Below are 19868 nucleotides of genomic sequence, written 5' to 3' on the forward strand. Positions count from 1 at the left end.
TCACAACCTGCCAAATTGTTTTTCAATTTCGTACTTTGTCATAACTATGCAGATCGGTCTGCCATGCGGGCAATACTTTATCTGCGGATTTTTTTCTAAAGTCCAAGCAATATCCATCAGCTCCTGCACTGTACTTTTATTGCCTGCTTTTATTGCGGAACGACACGAAACATTGTGATAGAACCAATCCATTTTTTCGGTGTAAATATCTTTCTTTCCGCTTGCAATGTATCCGCTCATTTCTGTTATGCAGTCGGCAATTTCGGTTGCGGCAAGGTACTGCGGAGCAGAACGCACAAGCAGTGTGCCGTTGCCGAAGTCCTCTACATCAAACGAACACTTTGCAAACATATCAAGATTGCTTACAGCAGCATCATAGTCGATTTTATCAAGCGTAACTGTAATCGGTGTGAGCAGATATTGAACATTTGCTGAACCCGAATCCGCTTTCAACTTTTCGTAAATTATTCTTTCGTGCGCCGCATGTTTGTCGATTATTAAAACTTCGTTATCGTTCTTTTCAACGATTATATATGTATTAAATGCCTCACCCAAAAATCTGAGTTTTGTCTGCTCCTTTGGCAGTTCGGTAAGTGCATCGTTATTATCTGTTTTATTTTCAGAATTTTCTTTTAAAGGCTTAACCTCTTCTTTTGAAACTTCTGTTTCTATAGGAGTTTCCGTGCTTTCGGCAGTTAAATCGTCAACAGTGATTTCTTGTTTCGGTAAACTTTCTTCCTGTTGAGTTGCTTTTAAAATTAACTGCTCGGCTTTTTCAAGTTTTTGCTTGGAAAATTCAGCTTTCTTATTTTCAAGTTCTGAATTTCTTTTAATTGCCTGCTTTGAATAAATATCAAACGGGTTTGACGAATCGGACATTTTTAAGCTGTCAATAGATACAGGCTTTGGTTTTTCGTCTTTTAAATCAAGTTCGTCAAACGGATTGTACGGTTTAGGTTCGGAATTTTTTAATACAGGCTCAATCCGTTCAATCGGTTTTATGGGTTTTTCCGCAGGTGTATTTTCGGCTTTTGCAAAAACTGCCTGCGCATTGTTAAACGGATTTACCTTTTTAATTTCATTAAAAGCGGTGTTTTCTTTAAAATGAATCTGTTTTCTTTCATCGCCTTGCTGTAAGGCTGTTTTTACCGCATGGTAAATTGCATCAAAAACAGGTCTTTCGTTTATAAAACGGACTTCGATTTTTGCAGGATGAACATTGACATCTATAATTTCATACGGTACGGTAAGCTGTAATACAGCTGACGGAAATTTACCGACCATTATCGAACCTTTGTAAGCCTCTTCGAGTGCCGCCATACCTGTTCGTGTTTTTACAAATCTTCCGTTTATAAAGAAGTTCTGCATATTTCGGTTCGGTCTTGAATTAATCGGCTTTGAAATATAACCCTTTACGGTAACGGAATCGAGTGTGTAATCGACGGGAATAAGTCCCTTTGCAAAGTCTTTGCCGAATACGGAATAGATTGCTGACAAAAGTTTGCCGTCGCCGAAAGTGCGCAAAACCTGCTTGCCGTCCCTGATAAAAGTAAAGGCAACTTCGGGGTGCGAAAGTACGATTTTATCCATAAGAGCAGAAACCGCATTGCCCTCCGCAACATCTTTTTTAAGGAACTTTGAGCGTGCGGGAATGTTGTAGAACAAATCTCTGATTACAAAGGTTGTGCCTGTCGGGCAACCCGCTTCCTCAAGCGAGATTTCATCTCCGCCCTCTATCTCATAGCAGCTGCCGATTTCTTCATTCTCGTTCTTGGTAATAACCTGTAACCTCGAAACTGCGCTGATAGATGCAAGCGCCTCTCCTCTGAAACCGAGGGTAGAAATCATATCAAGGTCATTTGCTGTTTTCACCTTACTTGTTGCATGGCGCAGAAAGGCTTTTTTAATGTCATCTCTGTAAATTCCGCATCCGTCGTCGGCAACACGCATAAAGGTTGTACCGCCGTTTTTGATTTCTACGGTTATGTTCTTCGCACCTGCGTCAATGGAATTTTCTACAAGTTCTTTAATAACGGACGACGGTCTTTCAACTACTTCGCCTGCCGCAATAAGTTCCGCTATATGTTTGTCAAGTACATTAATTACACCCATTTTTTTCACCTGCCTTTATGTCTTTATACCATTATATCATACCTTTGAGTTCGTAAAGCAGATTAATAGCTTCTATAGGAGTTAAGGTATTTAAATCAACTTCCGAAAGTCGCTCTACAACGGCATTGTCATTTGATATAAGCGACATCTGCATATCTTCACTTTTCTCTTTAATTACCGTCGGCGCATTTGAGCCTGACTCAAGCTCTTTTAAAATCTCTTTCGCACGATTAATAATTGAGTTTGGAAGACCCGCAAGTTTTGCAACTTCAATACCGAAGCTGTCATCTGCGCCGCCCGGTATAATTCTGCGTAAAAATGTAATATCGTCGCCACGCTTTTTAACGGCAATGCTGTAGTTTTTTACACCGTCAAGCAAATCCTGCATTACCGTAAGTTCGTGATAGTGAGTGGCGAACAATGTTTTTGCACCGAGCTTTTTATGATCGGCACAATATTCAAGCACTGCCCTTGCAATGCTCATACCGTCAAAGGTAGAAGTGCCTCTGCCGATTTCATCAAGTATCAAAAGACTTTTTGATGTGGCAGATTTAACTATATTGGCTACCTCGCTCATCTCAACCATAAAAGTCGATTGACCCGAAGCAAGGTCATCGGAAGCGCCTACTCTTGTAAAAATACTGTCAACCACACCGATTGTTGCGCTTGACGCAGGCACAAAACTGCCCATTTGCGCCATAAGAACAATGAGTGCAACCTGTCGCATATAGGTAGATTTACCTGCCATATTCGGGCCTGTAATTATTGCCACTCTCTCGCCTGCACTGTCAAGGTAAACATCATTCGGAACAAACGGAGTGTCATTAAGCAGTGCCTCAACCACGGGGTGTCGGCTGTCTTTAAGTCTTATAACAGTCGAGAGGTTTACCTCGGGGCGAACATATCTGTTGTCTGCCGCAACATTTGCAAGAGAAACAAGAACATCAAGCACGGCAATTGCCTTTGCGGTTTTCTGTATTCTCTCAAGGTTATCGGCAACCGTTTTTCTTACATTGTCGAACAGAGTGTATTCCATAGCAACAGAACGGTCTTTTGCGCCTAAAATTCTGCCCTCTATGTCTTTTAAGTCCTGAGTAATATAGCGTTCGCAGTTTGTTAAAGTCTGCTTTCTTATGTAGGTTTCGGGTACAAGGTCTTTGTATGAATTGGTTACCTCAATATAGTAACCGAACACTTTATTGTAGCCGACCCTTAATTTCGGAATACCGGTCTTTTCCCTTTGCTCCGCTTCAATTCTTGCAAGTATGCCTTTAGAATCGTTCATATCGGTAAGCAAAATATCAAGGTCAGGGTTGTATCCTTTTTTAATCATTCCGCCCTCACGCACAGAGAATGGCGGTTCTTCGACTATGGCGGAATCTATGAGATTATAAATATCTTCAAGCAGGTCAATTTCTTTATATACCTTTTTAAGATATTTGGCACTGCAGTCAGCAACCAATTCCGAAAGCTGCGGTAATTTTTGCAGAGCCGCCGCAAGCGAACGGAGCTCCCTGCCGTTTGCCGAGCCGTAAACAATTCTTGTCATAAGTCGCTCAATATCAAAAATACCGCTCAATGCGTCCATAATATCAAGCCTTAGCATATTGTTGTTTACAAGTTCTTCAACCGCAGACTGTCGATTGTTGATAGCCGATACATTGAGCAGAGGATGCTCAAGCCACGAACGAATAAGTCGCTTTCCCATTGCGGTTTTGGTTTTGTCAAGCACCCACAAAAGCGAACCTCGTTTTTCTTTATTGAGCATTGTTGCGGTAAGTTCAAGATTACGCTGTGTGTTGTAATCAAGATTCATAAACTGCTTGTCGCTGTAAAGCTCAATTTTATTTATGCGTTCAAGTCCGTTTTTCTGGGTTTCTTTCAAATAATTTATAAGTGCGCCGATAGCGTTTATAAGCACCTGCGAATCGGCAATACACTGCATTTCTTCCCCAAACTGCATATTTACCGTATCGGTGCAAAGTTTATTGTCAAAACTCTCATCCCGGAGCATTTCAACTCCGGCTGAAAGTTTCGATTTTATAAATGCAGGCAAAGACTTGATTTTAACAATATCTCCGCCTATTAAAATTTCTCTCGGATTATAACTTGCAAGCTGACTTGTAAGAGAATTTACCGAATCACTGCCCGATATTTCGGTTGCGTAAAGCTCGCCTGTTGAAATATCGCAAAAGCAGAGTCCGATTTTTTTGCTGTCAGAAAACATACAGCAAATGTAGTTGTTTCTGCCCTCGTCAAGCATACTCGACTCCATTACCGTACCCGGAGTAATTACTCTTATAATATCACGCTTTACAAGTCCCTTTGCAGTGGCAGGGTCTTCGGTCTGTTCACAGATTGCAACCTTGTAGCCTTTGGCGACAAGTCTTGCAATATATCCCTCACAGCTATGAAAGGGTACACCGCACATCGGTGCCCGTTCAGCCTGACCGCAATCTCTGCCTGTGAGTGTAAGCTCAAGCTCCTTTGACGCAATTTTGGCGTCATCGTAAAACATCTCGTAGAAATCTCCCAGACGGAAGAAAAGAATACTGTCTTTATTCTGCTCTTTAATTTTAAAATACTGTTTCATCATAGGAGATAACTCTGCCAATGTTTTCACACCCTTTCAAGGAAAATCTATCAGCCGCAACCGCCGCAAGTGCTGCAGCTTCCGGAGCATGATGATGTCGAGTAATCGGCTGTTTCAGGGTCTGCGCCCTCTGCCGACTGCTGAATAATGGCAAGAACTCTGTTTGCAACCATATCAAAAGCGTCTTTTGCCTCGTTGTAAGCAATCATATTCTTGTTTGACATAATCTTAGAGTAGTCCTCTCTCATCTGGCTGTTAAGGAGTGCGAGTTTATCGCTGTCCTTATCTTTTTTAGATGCCTCGTTGTTGATAGACATTCTCTTCATATTAAAATCGCCGATAAGGTTCTGAAGATCCATATCTGCGTCAGCGTCTGCCTGTGCTTTTTGGAGAGCGATATACGACTCTTCCTGCTGAATAAGTTTGCCAAGCTCTCTTGCCTTTTCAATAATATCCATAATTTTATCCTTTCCTTACACAAGTTCGCCCTTGAGTATCCAATTTCTCGCCTGTGTAATCTTAACATTCTGAAATGTGCCTATAAGGCTCTTATCGCCTTTAAGCTCCACTATTATATTGCCACTTGTTCTGCCGTTTAATTCACCGTTTTTGCCTGTTTCCGATTCAATAAGTACCTTTTCGGTGTTATTAACCATAGACGCACACCTTTTTGCTGCGATTTCTTCCTGAACATCAAGCAGTTCTCTGAACCATTTTGATTTTTCCTCTGCTGAAATCGGGTCATCCATCTTAGCGGCAGGTGTGCCCACTCTCGGTGAATAAATGAAAGTGAACAAAGATGTAAATTCCACTTCACGAATAAGTGAAAGTGTTTCTTTGAAATCCTCATAGGTTTCACCCGGGAAACCTACTATAATATCGCTTGTGAGCGATACTCCGTCAATTTTTTCTTTGGCATAATTTACAATATCAAGGTATTTTTTTCTGTCATAATGCCTGTTCATCGCTTTTAAAATTCTGTCCGAACCGCTCTGGAAAGGCAAATGCAGATGTTTACTGATATGTGTGCCGTTAGCAATTGTATCAATAAGTTCTTTTGAACAATCCTTTGGATGCGATGTCATAAATCTAAGCCAATAGTCGCCGTCAATAGAATCAATTTCGTGCAAAAGCTGAGCGAAAGTAGGCTTATCGGCAAGAGTTTTGCCGTAAGAGTTTACATTCTGACCAAGCAAAGTAATATCTTTGTAGCCTGCTGAAATCATCTGCCTTGCTTCATCAAGGATAAGCGACTTTTCACGACTGCGTTCTCTGCCTCTTACATAAGGCACAATGCAGTATGTGCAGAAATTGTTGCAGCCGTACATAATTGAAAGCCAGCCCTTGAAAGTGCCGTCACGCTTGACAGGTATTCCCTCGTAAACCTTTTTGTCATCATTGTCACGCTCATATACACGCTTGCCGTCTGCAAGTGTATGATACAAAAGCTGTGGGAAACGGTGCAGAGAATGAGTACCGAAAACAAGACTTACAAACGGAAAGCTCTTATACATCTTGTTTGCGATATGCTCCTGCTCCATCATACATCCGCACAAAGCAATGACAATCTGCGGATGTTTTCTCTTCAAAGACTTTAACGCACCGACATTTCCAAAAACTCTGTCCTCGGCGTGTTCTCTGATTGCGCAGGTATTAAAAAGAATAAAATCGGCGTCGTCCACGGTTTCGGAAAATTCAAAGCCCGCTATTTCAAGCATACCTTTAATTCTCTCACTGTCAGCAACATTCTGCTGACAGCCGTAGGTGCGTATATAAGCCACAGGCTTATCGCCACGCTTTCTATCCTGCATAATCTGAGAAATCAATCTCATATATTCAAACTGTTGGTCTGAAATAACATCAGAGGTAACATTACCAAGTATTGTGTTTTCAGGCAAAACAATGCACTCCTAATCCATTTTATTAACTAAAATATTGTATCACAAATTACGGCAATTTTCAATATTTTTCTTAAGTTTTTAATATTTATACAAGTATTATACAGATTTGTACCAATTGCCGTTGTATTCGGGAGTGGTGCCGACGATTATGTTTTGTGCTATTTCAAAATCGGTGGAAAATGTCATATTGCCCGAGTAGTCAAGAGATGTTGTCATAATTTTTGATGTAAGAATAAGACGGATATGGTGAATTGTCTGATTAATTCCCGCCGATTCAAAGGTGCTTACGATTTCAGAGGAAAAACTGCCCGTAAGGTTAAACGATACATTTATCATCGGCCCGTAGTTTGAAAGCACGGTAATATCAGTGAAAGAACCGAGCGGTATGTCGATTTCCACATCGTATATTTTTGCAATTTCCTGCTGTACGCTTAGCATTATATCCGCCTTAAGCTCATTGATTTTAAACGAATCGGTTGTTATTGCCTGTACTTTGCCGTCTTTGGAATATTGTATTTTTGCTAAATCGTCATAGTTATAATTAAAACTTCTTATACTGCTGTTTACAGCCTCGCAAACTGAGTTTACGGAGATAATTTCCGCCTGTATTCTGATGTATTCGCATTTAAATTCCGCAAGCTGTTGTTCACAGAAAACTATAATTAAAACGAGCACTAAAACTATCGACAAAAGAACACATTTAAGCCTTTTAAATTTTATCTTCTTTCTCTTGTAAAAAAGCAAAAAAACACCCCTCGATATTCTATACGAGAGGTGTAAATTTTGTTAATATTATTCTTCCGAAGAATTACAATTGCTGCCGCAACCCTCGCAGTCAGCCGGGTCACACTCTTCGCCGTCAAAGATGTCAGAGAAGTCAAACTCAAGAAGTTCACCGCAGTTAGGGCACTCAATTTCGCCCTCAAGGAGAACATCCTCGGATACATTAAGCTTTTGACCGCATGAATCGCAAGTCACTTCATAAAAAACATCGTCTTCGTTTTCTTCGTCATCTTCATCGTCATCATAGTCAAAGTCATCATCTTCGCCGTAAAGCTCTGTTTCAGCCTCTGCAAGATCCTGGTCAATCTCATCAACCTGAGCCGAAAGCTCGTCATAGAGGTCTTCCATATCTGTTACAGAATATGACATATCGTCAAGAAGATCGATAATTGCGTTCATAACCTTAACTTCCGGTTTTGATTCATCAAGGTTTAAACCTTCGCAAAGTTCGCGAATATAAGCAATTTTTTCTGTTAAATTCATAATAATTCCTCCGCAAAGCGATTAAGCTCTGCCCATATACTCACCGGTTCTTGTGTCGATCTGGATTGTTTCGCCCTCGTCAATAAAGAGAGGAACCTTAATCTCAGCACCTGTTTCAAGAGTAGCAGGCTTTGTAGCGTTGGTTGCTGTATCACCCTTAAAGCCGGGGTCAGTCTTTGTAACCTTAAGCTCTACAAAGTTAGGCGGCTCTATACCGAATACGCTGCCCTTGTAAGAAAGAACCTTACAAACCATATTCTCTTTAACGAACTTGAAGTTGTCGCCGAGAACGCTCTTGTTAATCGGGATCTGCTCCCATGTTTCTGTATCCATAAAGTAATAAAGATCACCGTCTGAATAGCTGTACTCCATATCCTTTCTGTCAATAAATGCAGTAGGATATTTATCGTTAGGGTTAAAAGTCTTTTCAACAACCGCACCTGTAATAACATTTCTGATCTTTGTTCTTACGAAAGCGGCACCCTTACCTGGCTTTACATGCTGGAATTCGATGATTGATACAACCTGACCATCCATTTCAAATGTAACGCCGTTTCTGAAATCACCTGCTGATATCATAAGTAATACCTCCTAAAATATACATAATTACAGCAAAATAATCCTTGCCATTATGTGTCATATGCTATTATACATAAAAAATAAACAAATTGCAAGCATTTTAAAGAATTATTAGTTCTTTTGGCAAAGATACAAAGTTATTATATCCTTTTTCGGTGACATAAAGCATATCTTCAATTCTTACACCGAACTTCTTTGGCAGGTAAATTCCGGGTTCGTCGGTAATTACCATACCCTCTTCAAGGATTATTTCTCCCCTCGGAGAAACATTTGGCAGCTCGTGAATTTCAAGTCCTACGCCGTGACCCGTCGAATGACCGAAACACTCTCCGTAGCCTGCCTCTGTTATAATATCTCTTGCAATTTTATCAATTTCAGAGCAAGTTTTGCCTGCCTTTACTTCATCTAACACGGCAAGTTGAGCCTTTAATACAATATTGTAAATCTCTCTTTGCTCATCTGTAGCAAAATTAACCGCAACGGTTCTTGTCGTGTCGGAGTGATAGCCGTCATAAACAGCCCCGAAATCCATAGTAAACAAATCTCCCGATTTAACAACATCGTCACTCGGTACGCCGTGTGGCAACGAAGTTTTACTGCCTGTGATTGTTATTAAATCAAAAGAAATTCTTTCCGCACCGTACTGCTTCATCAGATATTCAAATTCAACAGCAATCTTTCTTTCGCTTACACCCGGTTTAATGTAATTTAAAATTTCATTATATGCCTTTTCGGCAATCTGTTGAGCCTTTAAAATTTTGTCAAACTCAGATTTATCTTTAATAATTCTGATGTTTGAAACAGCCTTATCAAGCGCACTGTCACAGTAAAATTCAATTCCCTTTTCGGCAAAATGCTCTTTGTACAAATCATTTTCCGCAACGGTAAATGTATCTGCCTCTGCAACGATTTTTGTGACACATTCTTTTTTAAGAATTTCGCTTATATCAGCAATCAGCTTTTTAAAGCAGATTACTTCACAGCCGACTGCGAATTTCTGTGCCGCCTCAAAGTATCTGAAATCCACAAGCAAATATGCTTTGTCGCTTGTCAGTAAAAATACACCCTCGCTGTGATGAAAGCCGCTGAAATATCCGACATTGATTTCATTTTTTATTAAAACTGCGGTGTCGGGTGATTTTATAAAAGCTCTTAACTTTTCTGTTCTCAAGCTGTTCATTACTTCATCAAGTCCTTTAAAGCTGTAATTGCAAGGAAGTAGCTGTTTTTGCCAAAGCCTGCAATCTGACCTGCGCATACAGGTGCAATTACAGATGTGTGTCTGAATTCTTCCCTTGCGTGGATATTTGACATATGCACCTCTACAAATGGAATCTTTACACAAGCAATAGCATCTCTTAATGCATAGCTATAATGTGTAAGAGCGCCCGCATTTATTACCGCACCGTCAAAGTTTTTTCTTGCGGCATGAATTTTATCAATAAGGTCGCCCTCGTGATTTGACTGATAAATCTCAACAGAAAAGCCCTGCTCATTTGCAAATGCCTTAATCTGCTCGGAAATGCTTTGAGCGGTTTCCTCTCCGTAAATGCCTTTTTCTCTTACTCCTACCATATTAAGGTTAGGTCCTAAAATAACAAGAATTTTTTTCATTTTTATTCACCAAATTTCCTGATAAAATGACAAAAAGCGGACAGTAAAAACTGTCCGCTTATTTTGATTACCTGAATTTTCTCTTACGAGCTGCTTCGGACTTCTTTTTACGCTTTACAGAAGGCTTTTCATAAGCTTCTCTCTTGCGCACCTCAGCAATAACGCCAGCTCTTGCACACTGCTTTTTGAATCTTCTTAAAGCACTCTCAAGAGATTCGTTATCCTTAAGTCTGATTTCTGCCATCTATCTTCCCTCCCATCTGCCATTTGGCATGGGTAATTTGCATATGTTGCATTTGATATTATACAATAAACAATTCTTATTGTCAATAGAAATGTAGAAATTTAGGGAAAATTAAGTAAATTTATAAATAAAATAAAAATTATGGCTTAACTACAAGGTTTACAAGCTTATTAGGAACATAAATTTCTTTGATGATATTCATATTCTCTATAGCTTTAGCCACATTTGCGTCTGCCTTTGCCATATCAAGAACTGCGTTCTTTTCTGACTCAACAGGAATGTTAAGCTTTGTCTTAATTTTACCGTTTACCTGTACAACGATTTCTATTGTTTCGTCTTTGCACTTAGCCTCATCGTACTCAGGCCATTTCTGCTCTGCTACTATACCGTCGCCGAGTTTGCACATTTCAAATACTTCTTCTGTAACATGCGGTGCAAACGGGTTAAGGAGAATTGTGAAGATTCTAAGTTCCTCCTTAGTGATTGCGCCTGTAGCAGTAATATCATTGATAAGTGCCATAAGTGTTGCGATTGCGGTATTGAACTTAATGTTCTCAATGTCATCGCTGACTTTTTTGATAGCCTTGTGGAATGATGATTCAAGTTCCGGACGGATGCTGTCTGCATCGTTAAGAATTGTCTGGAGGTTGTAATAACGCTCAATAAATCTGCGGCAGCCTCTGATGCTTGTCTGGCTCCAAGGAGCGGCCTTTTCAAAGTCGCCGATAAACATTTCGTAAAGACGGAGTGTATCTGCACCGTATTCGTCTACGATTTCGTCAGGATTTACTACATTGCCTCTTGACTTACTCATCTTCTCGCCGTTTTCGCCGAGAATCATACCGTGTGATGTTCTCTTTGCATATGGCTCGGGAGTATTTACAACGCCGATGTCGTAGAGGAATTTATGCCAGAAACGGCTGTAAAGCAAGTGGAGTGTAGTGTGCTCCATACCGCCGTTGTACCAGTCAACAGGTGACCAATACTTGATAGCCTCTTTTGACGCAAGTGCTTTGTCATTGTGTGGGTCCATATATCTTAAGAAATACCATGACGAACCTGCCCACTGTGGCATTGTATCGGTTTCACGCATTGCCTTGCCGCCGCAGCACGGGCAAGTTGTTTCAAGCCAGTCTGTCATTTTAGCAAGCGGTGATTCGCCGTTATCTGTCGGCTCATATGATTCTACCATAGGAAGTCTGAGCGGGAGTTCACTTTCGTCAATCGGAACATAACCGCACTTGTCGCAGTGAACAATCGGAATAGGCTCGCCCCAATAACGCTGACGGGAGAATACCCAGTCACGGAGTTTGTAGTTTACCTTTGAGTGACCTTTACCCTCCGACTCAAGCCAAGAGATAATCTTTTTCTTAGCTTCGTCAACAGTAAGACCGTCAAGCATACCCGAATTAACCATAATACCTGTTGCACAGTCTGTATAAGCCTCTTCCTGCACATTGCCGCCCTTAACAACCTCAATGATAGGAAGGTCGAATTTCTTTGCAAATTCCCAGTCACGGGTATCGTGAGCAGGAACAGCCATAATAGCGCCCGTACCGTAAGATACAAGTACATAGTCGGAAATAAAGATAGGAATTTCCTTGTTGTTCACAGGGTTAATAGCCTTAACGCCCTCAACAAGAACACCTGTTTTGTCCTTGGCAACCTCTGTTCTTTCAAAGTCGGACTTTCTTGCCGCAGCTGCCTGATATTCACGGATAGCGTCAATATTAGATAGCTTGTCTGCCCACTTTTCAATGAGAGGGTGTTCCGGAGAAATTACCATATATGTTGCACCGTAAAGAGTATCTGCTCTTGTGGTGTAAATTGTAAGTGTGTCGCCTGTGGTTGTCTTGAAATCAACCTCTGCGCCCGTACTTCTGCCAATCCAGTTTTTCTGCTGTGCTTTAACTCTTTCAGGATAATTTACAAGGTCAAGGTCATTGATAAGTCTGTCTGCATAAGCTGTAATCTTAAGCATCCACTGTGACTTTACCTTATGAACAACCTCACTGCCGCAGCGCTCGCAAACGCCGTTTACAACCTCTTCGTTTGCAAGAACGCACTTACACGAAGTACACCAGTTTACATTCATTTCCTTTTTGTAAGCAAGACCATGCTTGAAAAGCTGAATAAAAATCCACTGTGTCCACTTGTAGTAGTCAGGGTCGGTTGTATTAATCTCACGGCTCCAGTCAAAAGAGATACCGAGTGATTGAATCTGCTTTTTAAAGCGGGCAATATTTTGCTTTGTAACGATTTCGGGATGAATATGGTTTTTGATTGCGTAGTTTTCGGTAGGAAGACCAAATGCGTCCCAGCCGATCGGATAAAGTACATTGTAGCCCTGAAGTCTGCGCTTTCTTGCTACGGTGTCAAGTGCCGTATAAGGTCTTGGATGACCTACATGAAGTCCCTGTCCCGACGGATAAGGAAACTCAATAAGAGCATAGAATTTTTCTTTTTCAGAGTTGTCCTCTGCGTGGAAAACGCCCTTATCTTCCCAAATTTTTTGCCATTTGCCCTCAATGGGCTTATGATTATATTTCAAAATTGAGTCCTCCTCAAGATTTATTAGTCAACAATATCGGAAATGTCAATTTCCTTACCGTCCTGCCAGAGTCTTTCAAGGTCGTAAAACTCTCTTGCCTCGTCTGAAAAAATATGAACGATAACATCGACATAGTCAAGCAATATCCATGAATTTGAACGGTAGCCCTCGATATGACTTACAGAAATGCCTGCCTCGTCAAGCTGATACTCAACCTCGTCCGCAATAGCTTTTACATGGGTTGAGCTTGTACCTGTCGCAATTACCATATAGTCTGCAAGCGAAGAAATATCGCCAATTTCGATTAACTTGATGTTAAGACCTTTTTTGCTGCTTATAGCCTTAGCTGTCAGAATTGATTGCTCGTAAGAATTCATTTGGCTGTTCCTTTCGTTGAATTATTTATTACAATTTCGTTGTAACAGGCAAGGGCGTCGGGGTGAATTATCATTGCCCTTTTAGACAAGTCTTTTAAAGTGAACTGCAATCCGTACAGCATTGCGTTTTCAAGAGATTTGCCTGCCTTTTTGCGCATTGTTTTTATGCCGTTATAATCTCTTTCGGCAGAAGTAAAATCCGCTATAAAAATTATTTTTTCAAGCAAAGACATACCTGCTCTGCCTGTGGTGTGGTATCTTACTGCGTTTAAAATATCTTCGTCTGTAATTTTAAGAATATCACGAATATACACACTTCCGCTTATACCGTGCCACAGCTTTGTCGATTTTTCCTGCACATTATCTAAAATTATACCACCATCTGTCATAATTTGCAACTGTTCTTCTTTAGGTGTTTCTTTGGTAATGTCGTGCAGTATGCCTGCAACGGCTGCTTTTTCGGTATCCGCACCGTATTTTTTGGCAAGTCTTACAGCCTCTTTAGAAACATTTACGCTGTGCGTATAGCGGTAATCGCTCATTCTTGATTTTATAAGTTTCTTATATTCGTCTGAATTCATAAAATCACACCCTGTATAAATTATTTTCCTTAATATAATTAAAAACCCTGCTGTCAATCAGATTTTCCAATGCCGCACCGTTGTCGATGTTGTCACGAACATAGGTTGACGAAACCGTTAAAACCGAGTGATTAAGTATAATCGCCTTTGCACCCATTTTTTTGAGAACATTATCGTAATGTTCTTTAAGTTCGGATACGCTGTCATCATCTCTCGGAACGGCGATTACGGTAGCAAGCCTGAAAATTATTTCAGGATTTTTCCAATTTTGCATAGATAAAAACATATCTGCGCCGACGATAAAATAAAAATCATCGTTTTCGTTTTGACTTTTTAAAAGCTGCAATGTACGGTAAGTGTAACTTTTGCCCTCTAATTTTATTTCAAAATCGGATACTTCCGCATACGGAAGTTCGGCACTTGCAAGGCGGCACATATTAAGTCTGTGCTCGCACGAAACAAGGTTTGCGCTTTCTTTATGCGGCGGCACAAAAGTAGGCATAAGAATAACCTTATCGAGTTTTGCGGCATCGTGGCTGTACTTCGCCATTTGAATGTGACCGTTGTGTATTGGGTTAAAAGTACCGCCGAGTATTCCTATTCTGCTCATTTTCTTCTGTTCTTAGGGAGAACAATTTTAGGCTCGTCCTCATTCTTTTTATAGAGAACAAATTTTGAACCGATAACCTGTACAACTTCCGCACCGCATTTTTCGGCGATAAGTTCGGCAGCTTCTCTTGAAGAATAACCGCTGTTCTCAAGCACTTTGCCCTTTATAAGCTCTCTTGCCTTGAGTGCGTCGTCTGCCTGCTTTACAATGTTATCTGTGATTTCACCCTTACCGATCATAAGGATAGTTTCAATAGGATTTGCAAGACCACGAAGGTATGCACGCTGTTTACTTGTGAGCATTTAACTGCTCCTTTCTGAAATTTATATAAATTATTTGTCAAATCTGTTTTTCAGTTCAGCCTGTAACTTGCGTAAAGCAATTCCTCTGTGGCTGATTTTGTCTTTTTCTTCGGCTGTAAGTTCGGCAAAGCTTTTTCCGTTGCAGTCAAAAATCGGGTCATATCCAAAACCGCCGTTGCCGTTCGGAGTATGAGAAATTGTACCGTTACATATGCCGTCAACTTCAATTTTTTCTTTGTCGGATAAAATACAGCAGATTGCTGATGTAAAATGCGCTGTTCTCTTTTCGTCGGGCACACCCTGCATTTCTTCTAACAATTTAGTGTACTTTTCTTCGTCAGTGGCATTTTCTCCGCAGTATCTTGCGGAATACACACCCGGCCTGCCGTCAAGTGCGTCAACCGATAACCCTGAATCGTCGGCTATGGCAGGCATACCCGTTGCTTTGAAAGCGGCATTTGCTTTTATAAAAGCGTTTTCGGCAAAGGTTGTACCTGTTTCTTCAACTTCGCCGAGGTTTACACCTGCCTCTTTTGCGGAAACCGCATCTATGCCGAGGGGCTTTAAAATTCTTTCAAGTTCTTTTAATTTTTTTGCGTTATTGGTTGCAATGATAAATTTCATACCGCACCTCTTAATTCTGCGCAAAGAGAGCCTTTGCAAAGTCCTCTGCATCAAACGGCTGTAAATCGTCTATCTGCTCACCTACGCCGATGTATTTAACAGGAATACCGAGTCCCTCTTTGATTGCAAGTACAACGCCGCCCTTGGCTGTACCGTCAAGTTTTGTAAGAACAATACCCGTAATGCCTGTTGCAAGGCTGAACTGTTCAGCCTGATTAACGGCATTCTGTCCTGTGGTTGCATCAAGTACAAGTAACTTTTCTTTCGATGCGTCCGGCAGTTCTCTGTCTATAATTCTGTTGATTTTTGCAAGCTCGTCCATAAGTGGTTTTTTATTGTGAAGTCTGCCCGCCGTATCGCAGATAATAACATCTGCGTGTCTTGCCTTAGCGGCTGAAATGGCGTCATAAATTACAGCGGCAGGGTCGCTGCCCTCGTTCTGCTTTATTATTTCACAGTGACTTCTGTCTGCCCAAATTTCAAGCTGCTCGATAGCTGCGGCTCTGAATGTATCGCCTGCGGCAAGGATAACTTTTTTGCCCTGTTTTGTAAGGTGATTTGCAAGTTTTCCGATTGTGGTTGTTTTACCTACACCGTTTACACCTATGACAAGGATAATAGACGGTGTGGTTGAAAGGTCGAGTTCTTCTCCGCCTCTCAACATATCGGAAACCGTTTCTTCAAGAAGTCTGTGAATTTCATTAGGATTTTTAATACCCTCTTTTTTAACTTTCTTTTTAAGCTCTTCACATATTTTTTCGGCTGTCGGTACGCCTACATCGCCCATTACAAGCAACTCTTCGAGTTCTTCAAAAAGTTCATCGTCAATCTTGGTAAAAGATTTGAGCATTGAGTCAATCTGACCGATAACCGCATCTCTTGTCTTTTTTAAACCTTCTTTAATTTTATTAAAAAAGCCCATAAAATCATCCCTTCATTAGTTAGCCTTAATGCCGAGTTTTTCGGCAATCTCGGTAGAACGCAGTTCAAGCAGTTTGGATACACCCTCGTCCTGCATAGTAACACCGTACAGTACATCTGCTTCTTCCATTGTGCCTCGTCTGTGAGTAATACAGATAAACTGCGTTGTATGGGTTAAATTTCTCATATAGTTTGCAAAGCGGTCAACATTTACATCATCAAGCGCCGCCTCAATTTCGTCCATAACGCAGAAAGGTGCGGGTCTGACTTTCATAATCGCAAAGTAAAGCGCTATGGCTACAAGTGCTTTTTCACCGCCCGACAGTGCGTCAAGATGAACAACGATTTTTCCGGGCGGATGTACAATAATGTCGATGCCGCTGTTGAGAATATCCTCCGGCTCTGAAAGCGAGAGCGATGCGGTACCGCCGCCGAACAGTTCTTTGAATGTGAAAGTGAAGTTTTTATTGATTTCTTCAAAACTCTCTACAAACACTTCTTTCATCTGTTTGGTAAGGTCGGTGATAAGTCGCTCAATTTCTCGTTTTGACTTTTCCACATCATTTACCTGTGTGCTCATAAATTCAAAGCGTTCTGAAACCTCTTTGTATTCTTCAATTGCGGATACATTTACATTTCCGAGATTTTTAATTTTTTGCTTTAGCTCGTTAAGCCTTTTCTGAGCTGCATTGGAATCGGGAATTTCTATCGCCTGTTCTTCCGCTTCACGCTTTGTAAGCTCATATTCTTCCCAAAGTTTGGAAATAATATTATCGTACTGATTTTGCAAGTTGATTTTTCTTTCCTCAAGTCTTGAAAGCTCTCTGCCCGACACTTCTCTTTCGGAGGTTTTGTCACGCTCAAGCGCTCTTAATTCAACACTTCTCTTTTCGTAAGTATCTTTTTCACAATTAATACTTGAAATCCTTGCGTTGTGCTCAGCAATTCTCTCTGACTTGTCTTTTATTTGAGCCTCAAGTTCGTCTATGTTTTTCTGAATCAAAGCATTTTTGTTTTTATAGTCCTCAATTTGTGCATTGAGTTCTCTCTGTTTTTCTCCGAAGTTATTTGATGAATTTTCCGCAAAAAGGATTTCGGAATTGAGTGCGTCAATATCCTTTTGAGCGGTTACAATTTCAAGTCGCACATTCTGTAATTGAGATGCAATTTCTTCTCGCTCCTCAATCATTTTGGCACGACTGCCCGTAATGCTGTTTACCTTTTCTTCTGCCTCGGAAATTCTGCGGTTAAGCTGTGCCAGCTGTTCGCCTGCATTTTTTCTGTCCTCTGATAGGATATTTACTTTATTTGTATATTCTTCAATCTGTTTATCAAAATTTTGCAAAGCAAGTTTTGAGTTTGAAAGCTCGTTTTCGCACGCTCTGCTTTCGGCTTCCATTCTTGCAAGGCTTTGTTTCTTGTTTGAAAGGTCTGCTCTTGTACCGAGCAATTCAGCCTCAACGGCGGCATAATCCTGTGCCGCCTCACTGCACAATCTCTGTGCCTGCGCAGACTTTTCTTCAATGGCTTTTGTCTGTTCTTTTAAATCTTTAATTTCACTTGCACGGCTTAGCAAACCTGTATTTCTGTTGAGCGAACCGCCTGTGAGCGAACCGCCCGCATTTACAACCTGTCCGTCAAGTGTAACGATTTTAAAACGGTACGAATATTTTTTGGCAATCTCGGTTGCGGAATTAAGATTGTCTGCAATTACAATTTTGCCGAGCAAAGAAGATAAAATATTTTTGAATTTGTTATCGCAGCTGCAAAGGTCGCTTGCAACACCGATAAAGCCATAGTTTGCTTCAAGTCCGTTTTCTCTAAGTTCTCTTGCCTTGATTGTATTAAGCGGCAGAAAAGTTGCTCGTCCGCCGTCCGATGATTTAAGATAAGCAATAGCCGATTTAGCATCGCTTTCGGTTTCCGTAACAATGTTTTGCATTGCCGCTCCAAGTGCGGTTTCAATTGCAACGCCGTACTTTTGCGGTACGGAAATTACTCGGGAAACAGGGCCGCACACACCTTTTAATCTTCCGCTTTTTGATGCGTTTACCACAACTTTAACGCTCTTTGAAAAGCCTTCAAGGTTGCGTTCGAGATTTTCAAGGAAGTTGATTTTTCTTATATGTTCCTTGCTGTCAAGCAAAAGTCTGTCGCTTTCAGCCTTGTAGCTGTCACGCTTGTGTGCTTTTGACTGCAATTTAAGTTCAAGTCCCTGAATTGAATTTGTAATTGATGTAATTTCTTCCCGCAGATTTGTAAGATTTATTGTGTACTGCTCAGAAATTTCTTCAAGCTCGTGTACTCTTGCAATTCCGTCTTTGTTTGCGGTTGTAAGGCTTTCGATTCTTTCTTCAAGGTCGGAAATCGAGCTTTCCGCCGTCATATCAATTACCCTTGCATCGGCAGACTTCGTTGTAAGCATAGAAAGTTCGGAAGTAAGCTGTTGCAGTTTGTCGCCGCTCTTGCCCGTATCAAGGTTGATAACATTCAGCTTTTCGGAAAGTGCGGTATATTCTTTCTGCTTTTCAATTATTTTTGTGTCAAGTTCAGCGATTTTCTCGTTCTTTTCTGCAATTTGAGTAGAAATAAGCTGTGAATTTTGCTGTGCGTTTTGGATTTCGTTTTCAACACGCTTTATGTTTTCTTCGTTATGAAGAATATCGTTCTTTGAAACCGAAAGCTGTGAACGCATATCGGAAATGAGTGCATCAAGTTCTGAAATAAGATGTCTTACTTCGTCGGATTTTACGGCAAGCTGTCCGTTTTTTAGATATATTTCTTCCGACTCTTTTTGAATCTGCTCGAGCATTTTTTCGGCATCATCATATTGTGCGTGAGCAATGGCAATTTTTTCGTCCTGTGTTTTAAGCGCCGCCTGACTTTTGTCAAGGGTAAGCAGCCAAAGCGCTATTTCAAGTCCACGCTTTTCTTCGGAGTATTTTAAAAATTCCTGTGCTTTTTCCGATTGTCTTTTAAGAGGACCGACACGCTCTTCGAGTTCTGTCACGATGTCACGCAGTCTTAAAAGGTTTTCCTCCGTGCTTTTCAGCTTTCGCTCCGCATCTGTTTTTCTGTAGCGATAGCGTGAAATACCTGCCGCCTCTTCAAAAATTTCTCGTCTGTCCTCGCCTTTTGAAGATACAATGCTGTCGATTTTACCCTGTCCTATCATAGAGTAACCGTCACGGCCAAGACCTGTATCCATAAAAAGCTCGTTAATGTCTTTTAGTCTGACCTGTGCTTTGTTAATGAGATATTCGCTCTCACCGCTTCGATAATAACGGCGAGTAATTGAAACTTCGTCGCCGTCGAATGCCAGCACTCTGTCTTTGTTTTCTATGTTAAGCGAAACTTCGGCATAGCCGAGTTTTTTTCTTTTGTCGGTTCCGTTAAAAACAACATCTTCCATCTTTGAACAGCGCAAACTCTTTGGAGATTGCTCGCCGAGCACCCAACGGATAGCGTCACTGATGTTGCTTTTGCCTGAGCCGTTCGGACCTACAACAGCGGTAATGCCCTGCTCAAAAGATAATTTAGTTTTATCAGGAAAGGTTTTAAAGCCTTGAATTTCAAGTGATTTTAATCGCATT

General features: G+C 40.9%; 18 protein-coding genes. All 18 read right to left on the minus strand.

The genetic code is table 11. From position 1 onward, the window contains the following. The 18 genes from mutL to smc all read right to left on the minus strand — a co-directional run bounded on the left by mutL (position 1) and on the right by smc (position 19867). The gene (gene mutL / locus H8R91_RS02905) at positions 1–2112 is read right to left on the minus strand and encodes a DNA mismatch repair endonuclease MutL (RefSeq protein ID WP_186934795.1); all 2112 of its coding nucleotides are present in this window, start codon (positions 2110–2112) and stop codon (positions 1–3) included. A gap of 31 nt (positions 2113–2143) precedes the next feature. Beyond that, positions 2144–4726 (minus strand): DNA mismatch repair protein MutS, encoded by a 2583-nt coding sequence (gene mutS / locus H8R91_RS02910; protein ID WP_186934796.1) that lies wholly within the window; start codon positions 4724–4726, stop codon positions 2144–2146. Between the two features lie 29 nt (positions 4727–4755). Beyond that, entirely contained in the window at positions 4756–5163 is a 408-nt protein-coding gene (locus H8R91_RS02915; protein ID WP_186934797.1) for a YlbF/YmcA family competence regulator, read from the minus strand. A gap of 15 nt (positions 5164–5178) precedes the next feature. Beyond that, positions 5179–6603: a tRNA (N6-isopentenyl adenosine(37)-C2)-methylthiotransferase MiaB gene (gene miaB / locus H8R91_RS02920; RefSeq protein ID WP_022234913.1), complete on the minus strand. Its 1425-nt coding sequence runs from the start codon at positions 6601–6603 to the stop codon at positions 5179–5181. Positions 6604–6702: 99 nt separating this feature from the next. Further along, the gene (gene yunB / locus H8R91_RS02925; RefSeq protein ID WP_186934798.1) at positions 6703–7350 is read right to left on the minus strand and encodes a sporulation protein YunB; all 648 of its coding nucleotides are present in this window, start codon (positions 7348–7350) and stop codon (positions 6703–6705) included. Positions 7351–7398: 48 nt separating this feature from the next. Further along, positions 7399–7872 (minus strand): CD1247 N-terminal domain-containing protein, encoded by a 474-nt coding sequence (locus H8R91_RS02930; protein WP_186934799.1) that lies wholly within the window; start codon positions 7870–7872, stop codon positions 7399–7401. A 21-nt stretch (positions 7873–7893) separates the two neighbouring features. Continuing rightward, a complete protein-coding gene (gene efp / locus H8R91_RS02935) occupies positions 7894–8451 on the minus strand; it encodes an elongation factor P (protein ID WP_022234910.1) in 558 nt (185 codons plus the stop codon). Positions 8452–8551: 100 nt separating this feature from the next. Further along, a complete protein-coding gene (locus H8R91_RS02940) occupies positions 8552–9631 on the minus strand; it encodes an aminopeptidase P family protein (RefSeq protein ID WP_186934800.1) in 1080 nt (359 codons plus the stop codon). Beyond that, positions 9631–10065 (minus strand): type II 3-dehydroquinate dehydratase, encoded by a 435-nt coding sequence (gene aroQ / locus H8R91_RS02945; RefSeq protein WP_186934801.1) that lies wholly within the window; start codon positions 10063–10065, stop codon positions 9631–9633. The genes H8R91_RS02940 and aroQ overlap by 1 nt, the downstream gene beginning before the upstream one ends. A gap of 67 nt (positions 10066–10132) precedes the next feature. Continuing rightward, positions 10133–10309, minus strand: a complete 177-nt coding sequence (gene rpsU / locus H8R91_RS02950) for a 30S ribosomal protein S21 (RefSeq protein WP_022234907.1) — start codon at positions 10307–10309, stop codon at positions 10133–10135. Between the two features lie 139 nt (positions 10310–10448). After that, positions 10449–12860: a leucine--tRNA ligase gene (gene leuS / locus H8R91_RS02955; RefSeq protein ID WP_186934802.1), complete on the minus strand. Its 2412-nt coding sequence runs from the start codon at positions 12858–12860 to the stop codon at positions 10449–10451. Between the two features lie 23 nt (positions 12861–12883). Beyond that, positions 12884–13237 carry a ribosome silencing factor gene (gene rsfS / locus H8R91_RS02960; RefSeq protein WP_022234905.1) on the minus strand — a complete coding sequence of 118 codons (354 nt, stop codon included), beginning with the start codon at positions 13235–13237 and terminating at the stop codon, positions 12884–12886. Next, positions 13234–13818 (minus strand): bis(5'-nucleosyl)-tetraphosphatase (symmetrical) YqeK, encoded by a 585-nt coding sequence (gene yqeK / locus H8R91_RS02965; RefSeq protein ID WP_186934803.1) that lies wholly within the window; start codon positions 13816–13818, stop codon positions 13234–13236. Before yqeK ends, rsfS begins: the two co-directional genes overlap by 4 nt. A 4-nt stretch (positions 13819–13822) precedes the next feature. Then, positions 13823–14428, minus strand: coding sequence for a nicotinate (nicotinamide) nucleotide adenylyltransferase (gene nadD, locus H8R91_RS02970; protein WP_186934804.1), 606 nt, complete (start codon positions 14426–14428; stop codon positions 13823–13825). Next, a complete protein-coding gene (gene yhbY / locus H8R91_RS02975; RefSeq protein WP_022234902.1) occupies positions 14425–14730 on the minus strand; it encodes a ribosome assembly RNA-binding protein YhbY in 306 nt (101 codons plus the stop codon). Before yhbY ends, nadD begins: the two co-directional genes overlap by 4 nt. A 30-nt stretch (positions 14731–14760) precedes the next feature. Continuing rightward, entirely contained in the window at positions 14761–15354 is a 594-nt protein-coding gene (rdgB, locus tag H8R91_RS02980) for an RdgB/HAM1 family non-canonical purine NTP pyrophosphatase (protein WP_186934805.1), read from the minus strand. Between the two features lie 10 nt (positions 15355–15364). Then, on the minus strand, positions 15365–16276 hold the full coding sequence (ftsY, locus tag H8R91_RS02985; RefSeq protein ID WP_186934806.1) for a signal recognition particle-docking protein FtsY: 912 nt from the start codon (positions 16274–16276) through the stop codon (positions 15365–15367). Between the two features lie 15 nt (positions 16277–16291). Then, positions 16292–19867 (minus strand): chromosome segregation protein SMC, encoded by a 3576-nt coding sequence (smc, locus tag H8R91_RS02990; protein WP_186934807.1) that lies wholly within the window; start codon positions 19865–19867, stop codon positions 16292–16294. Position 19868: the final 1 nt, after the last annotated feature.

Source organism: Ruminococcus intestinalis, assembly GCF_014288065.1.
GTDB lineage: Bacteria > Bacillota > Clostridia > Oscillospirales > Acutalibacteraceae > Ruminococcoides > Ruminococcoides intestinale_A.

Coding starts and splice junctions, on each gene's coding strand:
- yhbY (WP_022234902.1), bottom strand. CDS start 14,730: ATGCTCACAAGTAAACAGCGTGCATACCTTCGTGGTCTTGCAAATCCT.
- rpsU (WP_022234907.1), bottom strand. CDS start 10,309: ATGGCAGAAATCAGACTTAAGGATAACGAATCTCTTGAGAGTGCTTTA.
- rdgB (WP_186934805.1), bottom strand. CDS start 15,354: ATGAAATTTATCATTGCAACCAATAACGCAAAAAAATTAAAAGAACTT.
- smc (WP_186934807.1), bottom strand. CDS start 19,867: ATGCGATTAAAATCACTTGAAATTCAAGGCTTTAAAACCTTTCCTGAT.
- yqeK (WP_186934803.1), bottom strand. CDS start 13,818: ATGAATTCAGACGAATATAAGAAACTTATAAAATCAAGAATGAGCGAT.
- H8R91_RS02915 (WP_186934797.1), bottom strand. CDS start 5,163: ATGGATATTATTGAAAAGGCAAGAGAGCTTGGCAAACTTATTCAGCAG.
- H8R91_RS02930 (WP_186934799.1), bottom strand. CDS start 7,872: ATGAATTTAACAGAAAAAATTGCTTATATTCGCGAACTTTGCGAAGGT.
- ftsY (WP_186934806.1), bottom strand. CDS start 16,276: ATGGGCTTTTTTAATAAAATTAAAGAAGGTTTAAAAAAGACAAGAGAT.
- aroQ (WP_186934801.1), bottom strand. CDS start 10,065: ATGAAAAAAATTCTTGTTATTTTAGGACCTAACCTTAATATGGTAGGA.
- nadD (WP_186934804.1), bottom strand. CDS start 14,428: ATGAGCAGAATAGGAATACTCGGCGGTACTTTTAACCCAATACACAAC.
- mutL (WP_186934795.1), bottom strand. CDS start 2,112: ATGGGTGTAATTAATGTACTTGACAAACATATAGCGGAACTTATTGCG.
- H8R91_RS02940 (WP_186934800.1), bottom strand. CDS start 9,631: ATGAACAGCTTGAGAACAGAAAAGTTAAGAGCTTTTATAAAATCACCC.
- rsfS (WP_022234905.1), bottom strand. CDS start 13,237: ATGAATTCTTACGAGCAATCAATTCTGACAGCTAAGGCTATAAGCAGC.
- efp (WP_022234910.1), bottom strand. CDS start 8,451: ATGATATCAGCAGGTGATTTCAGAAACGGCGTTACATTTGAAATGGAT.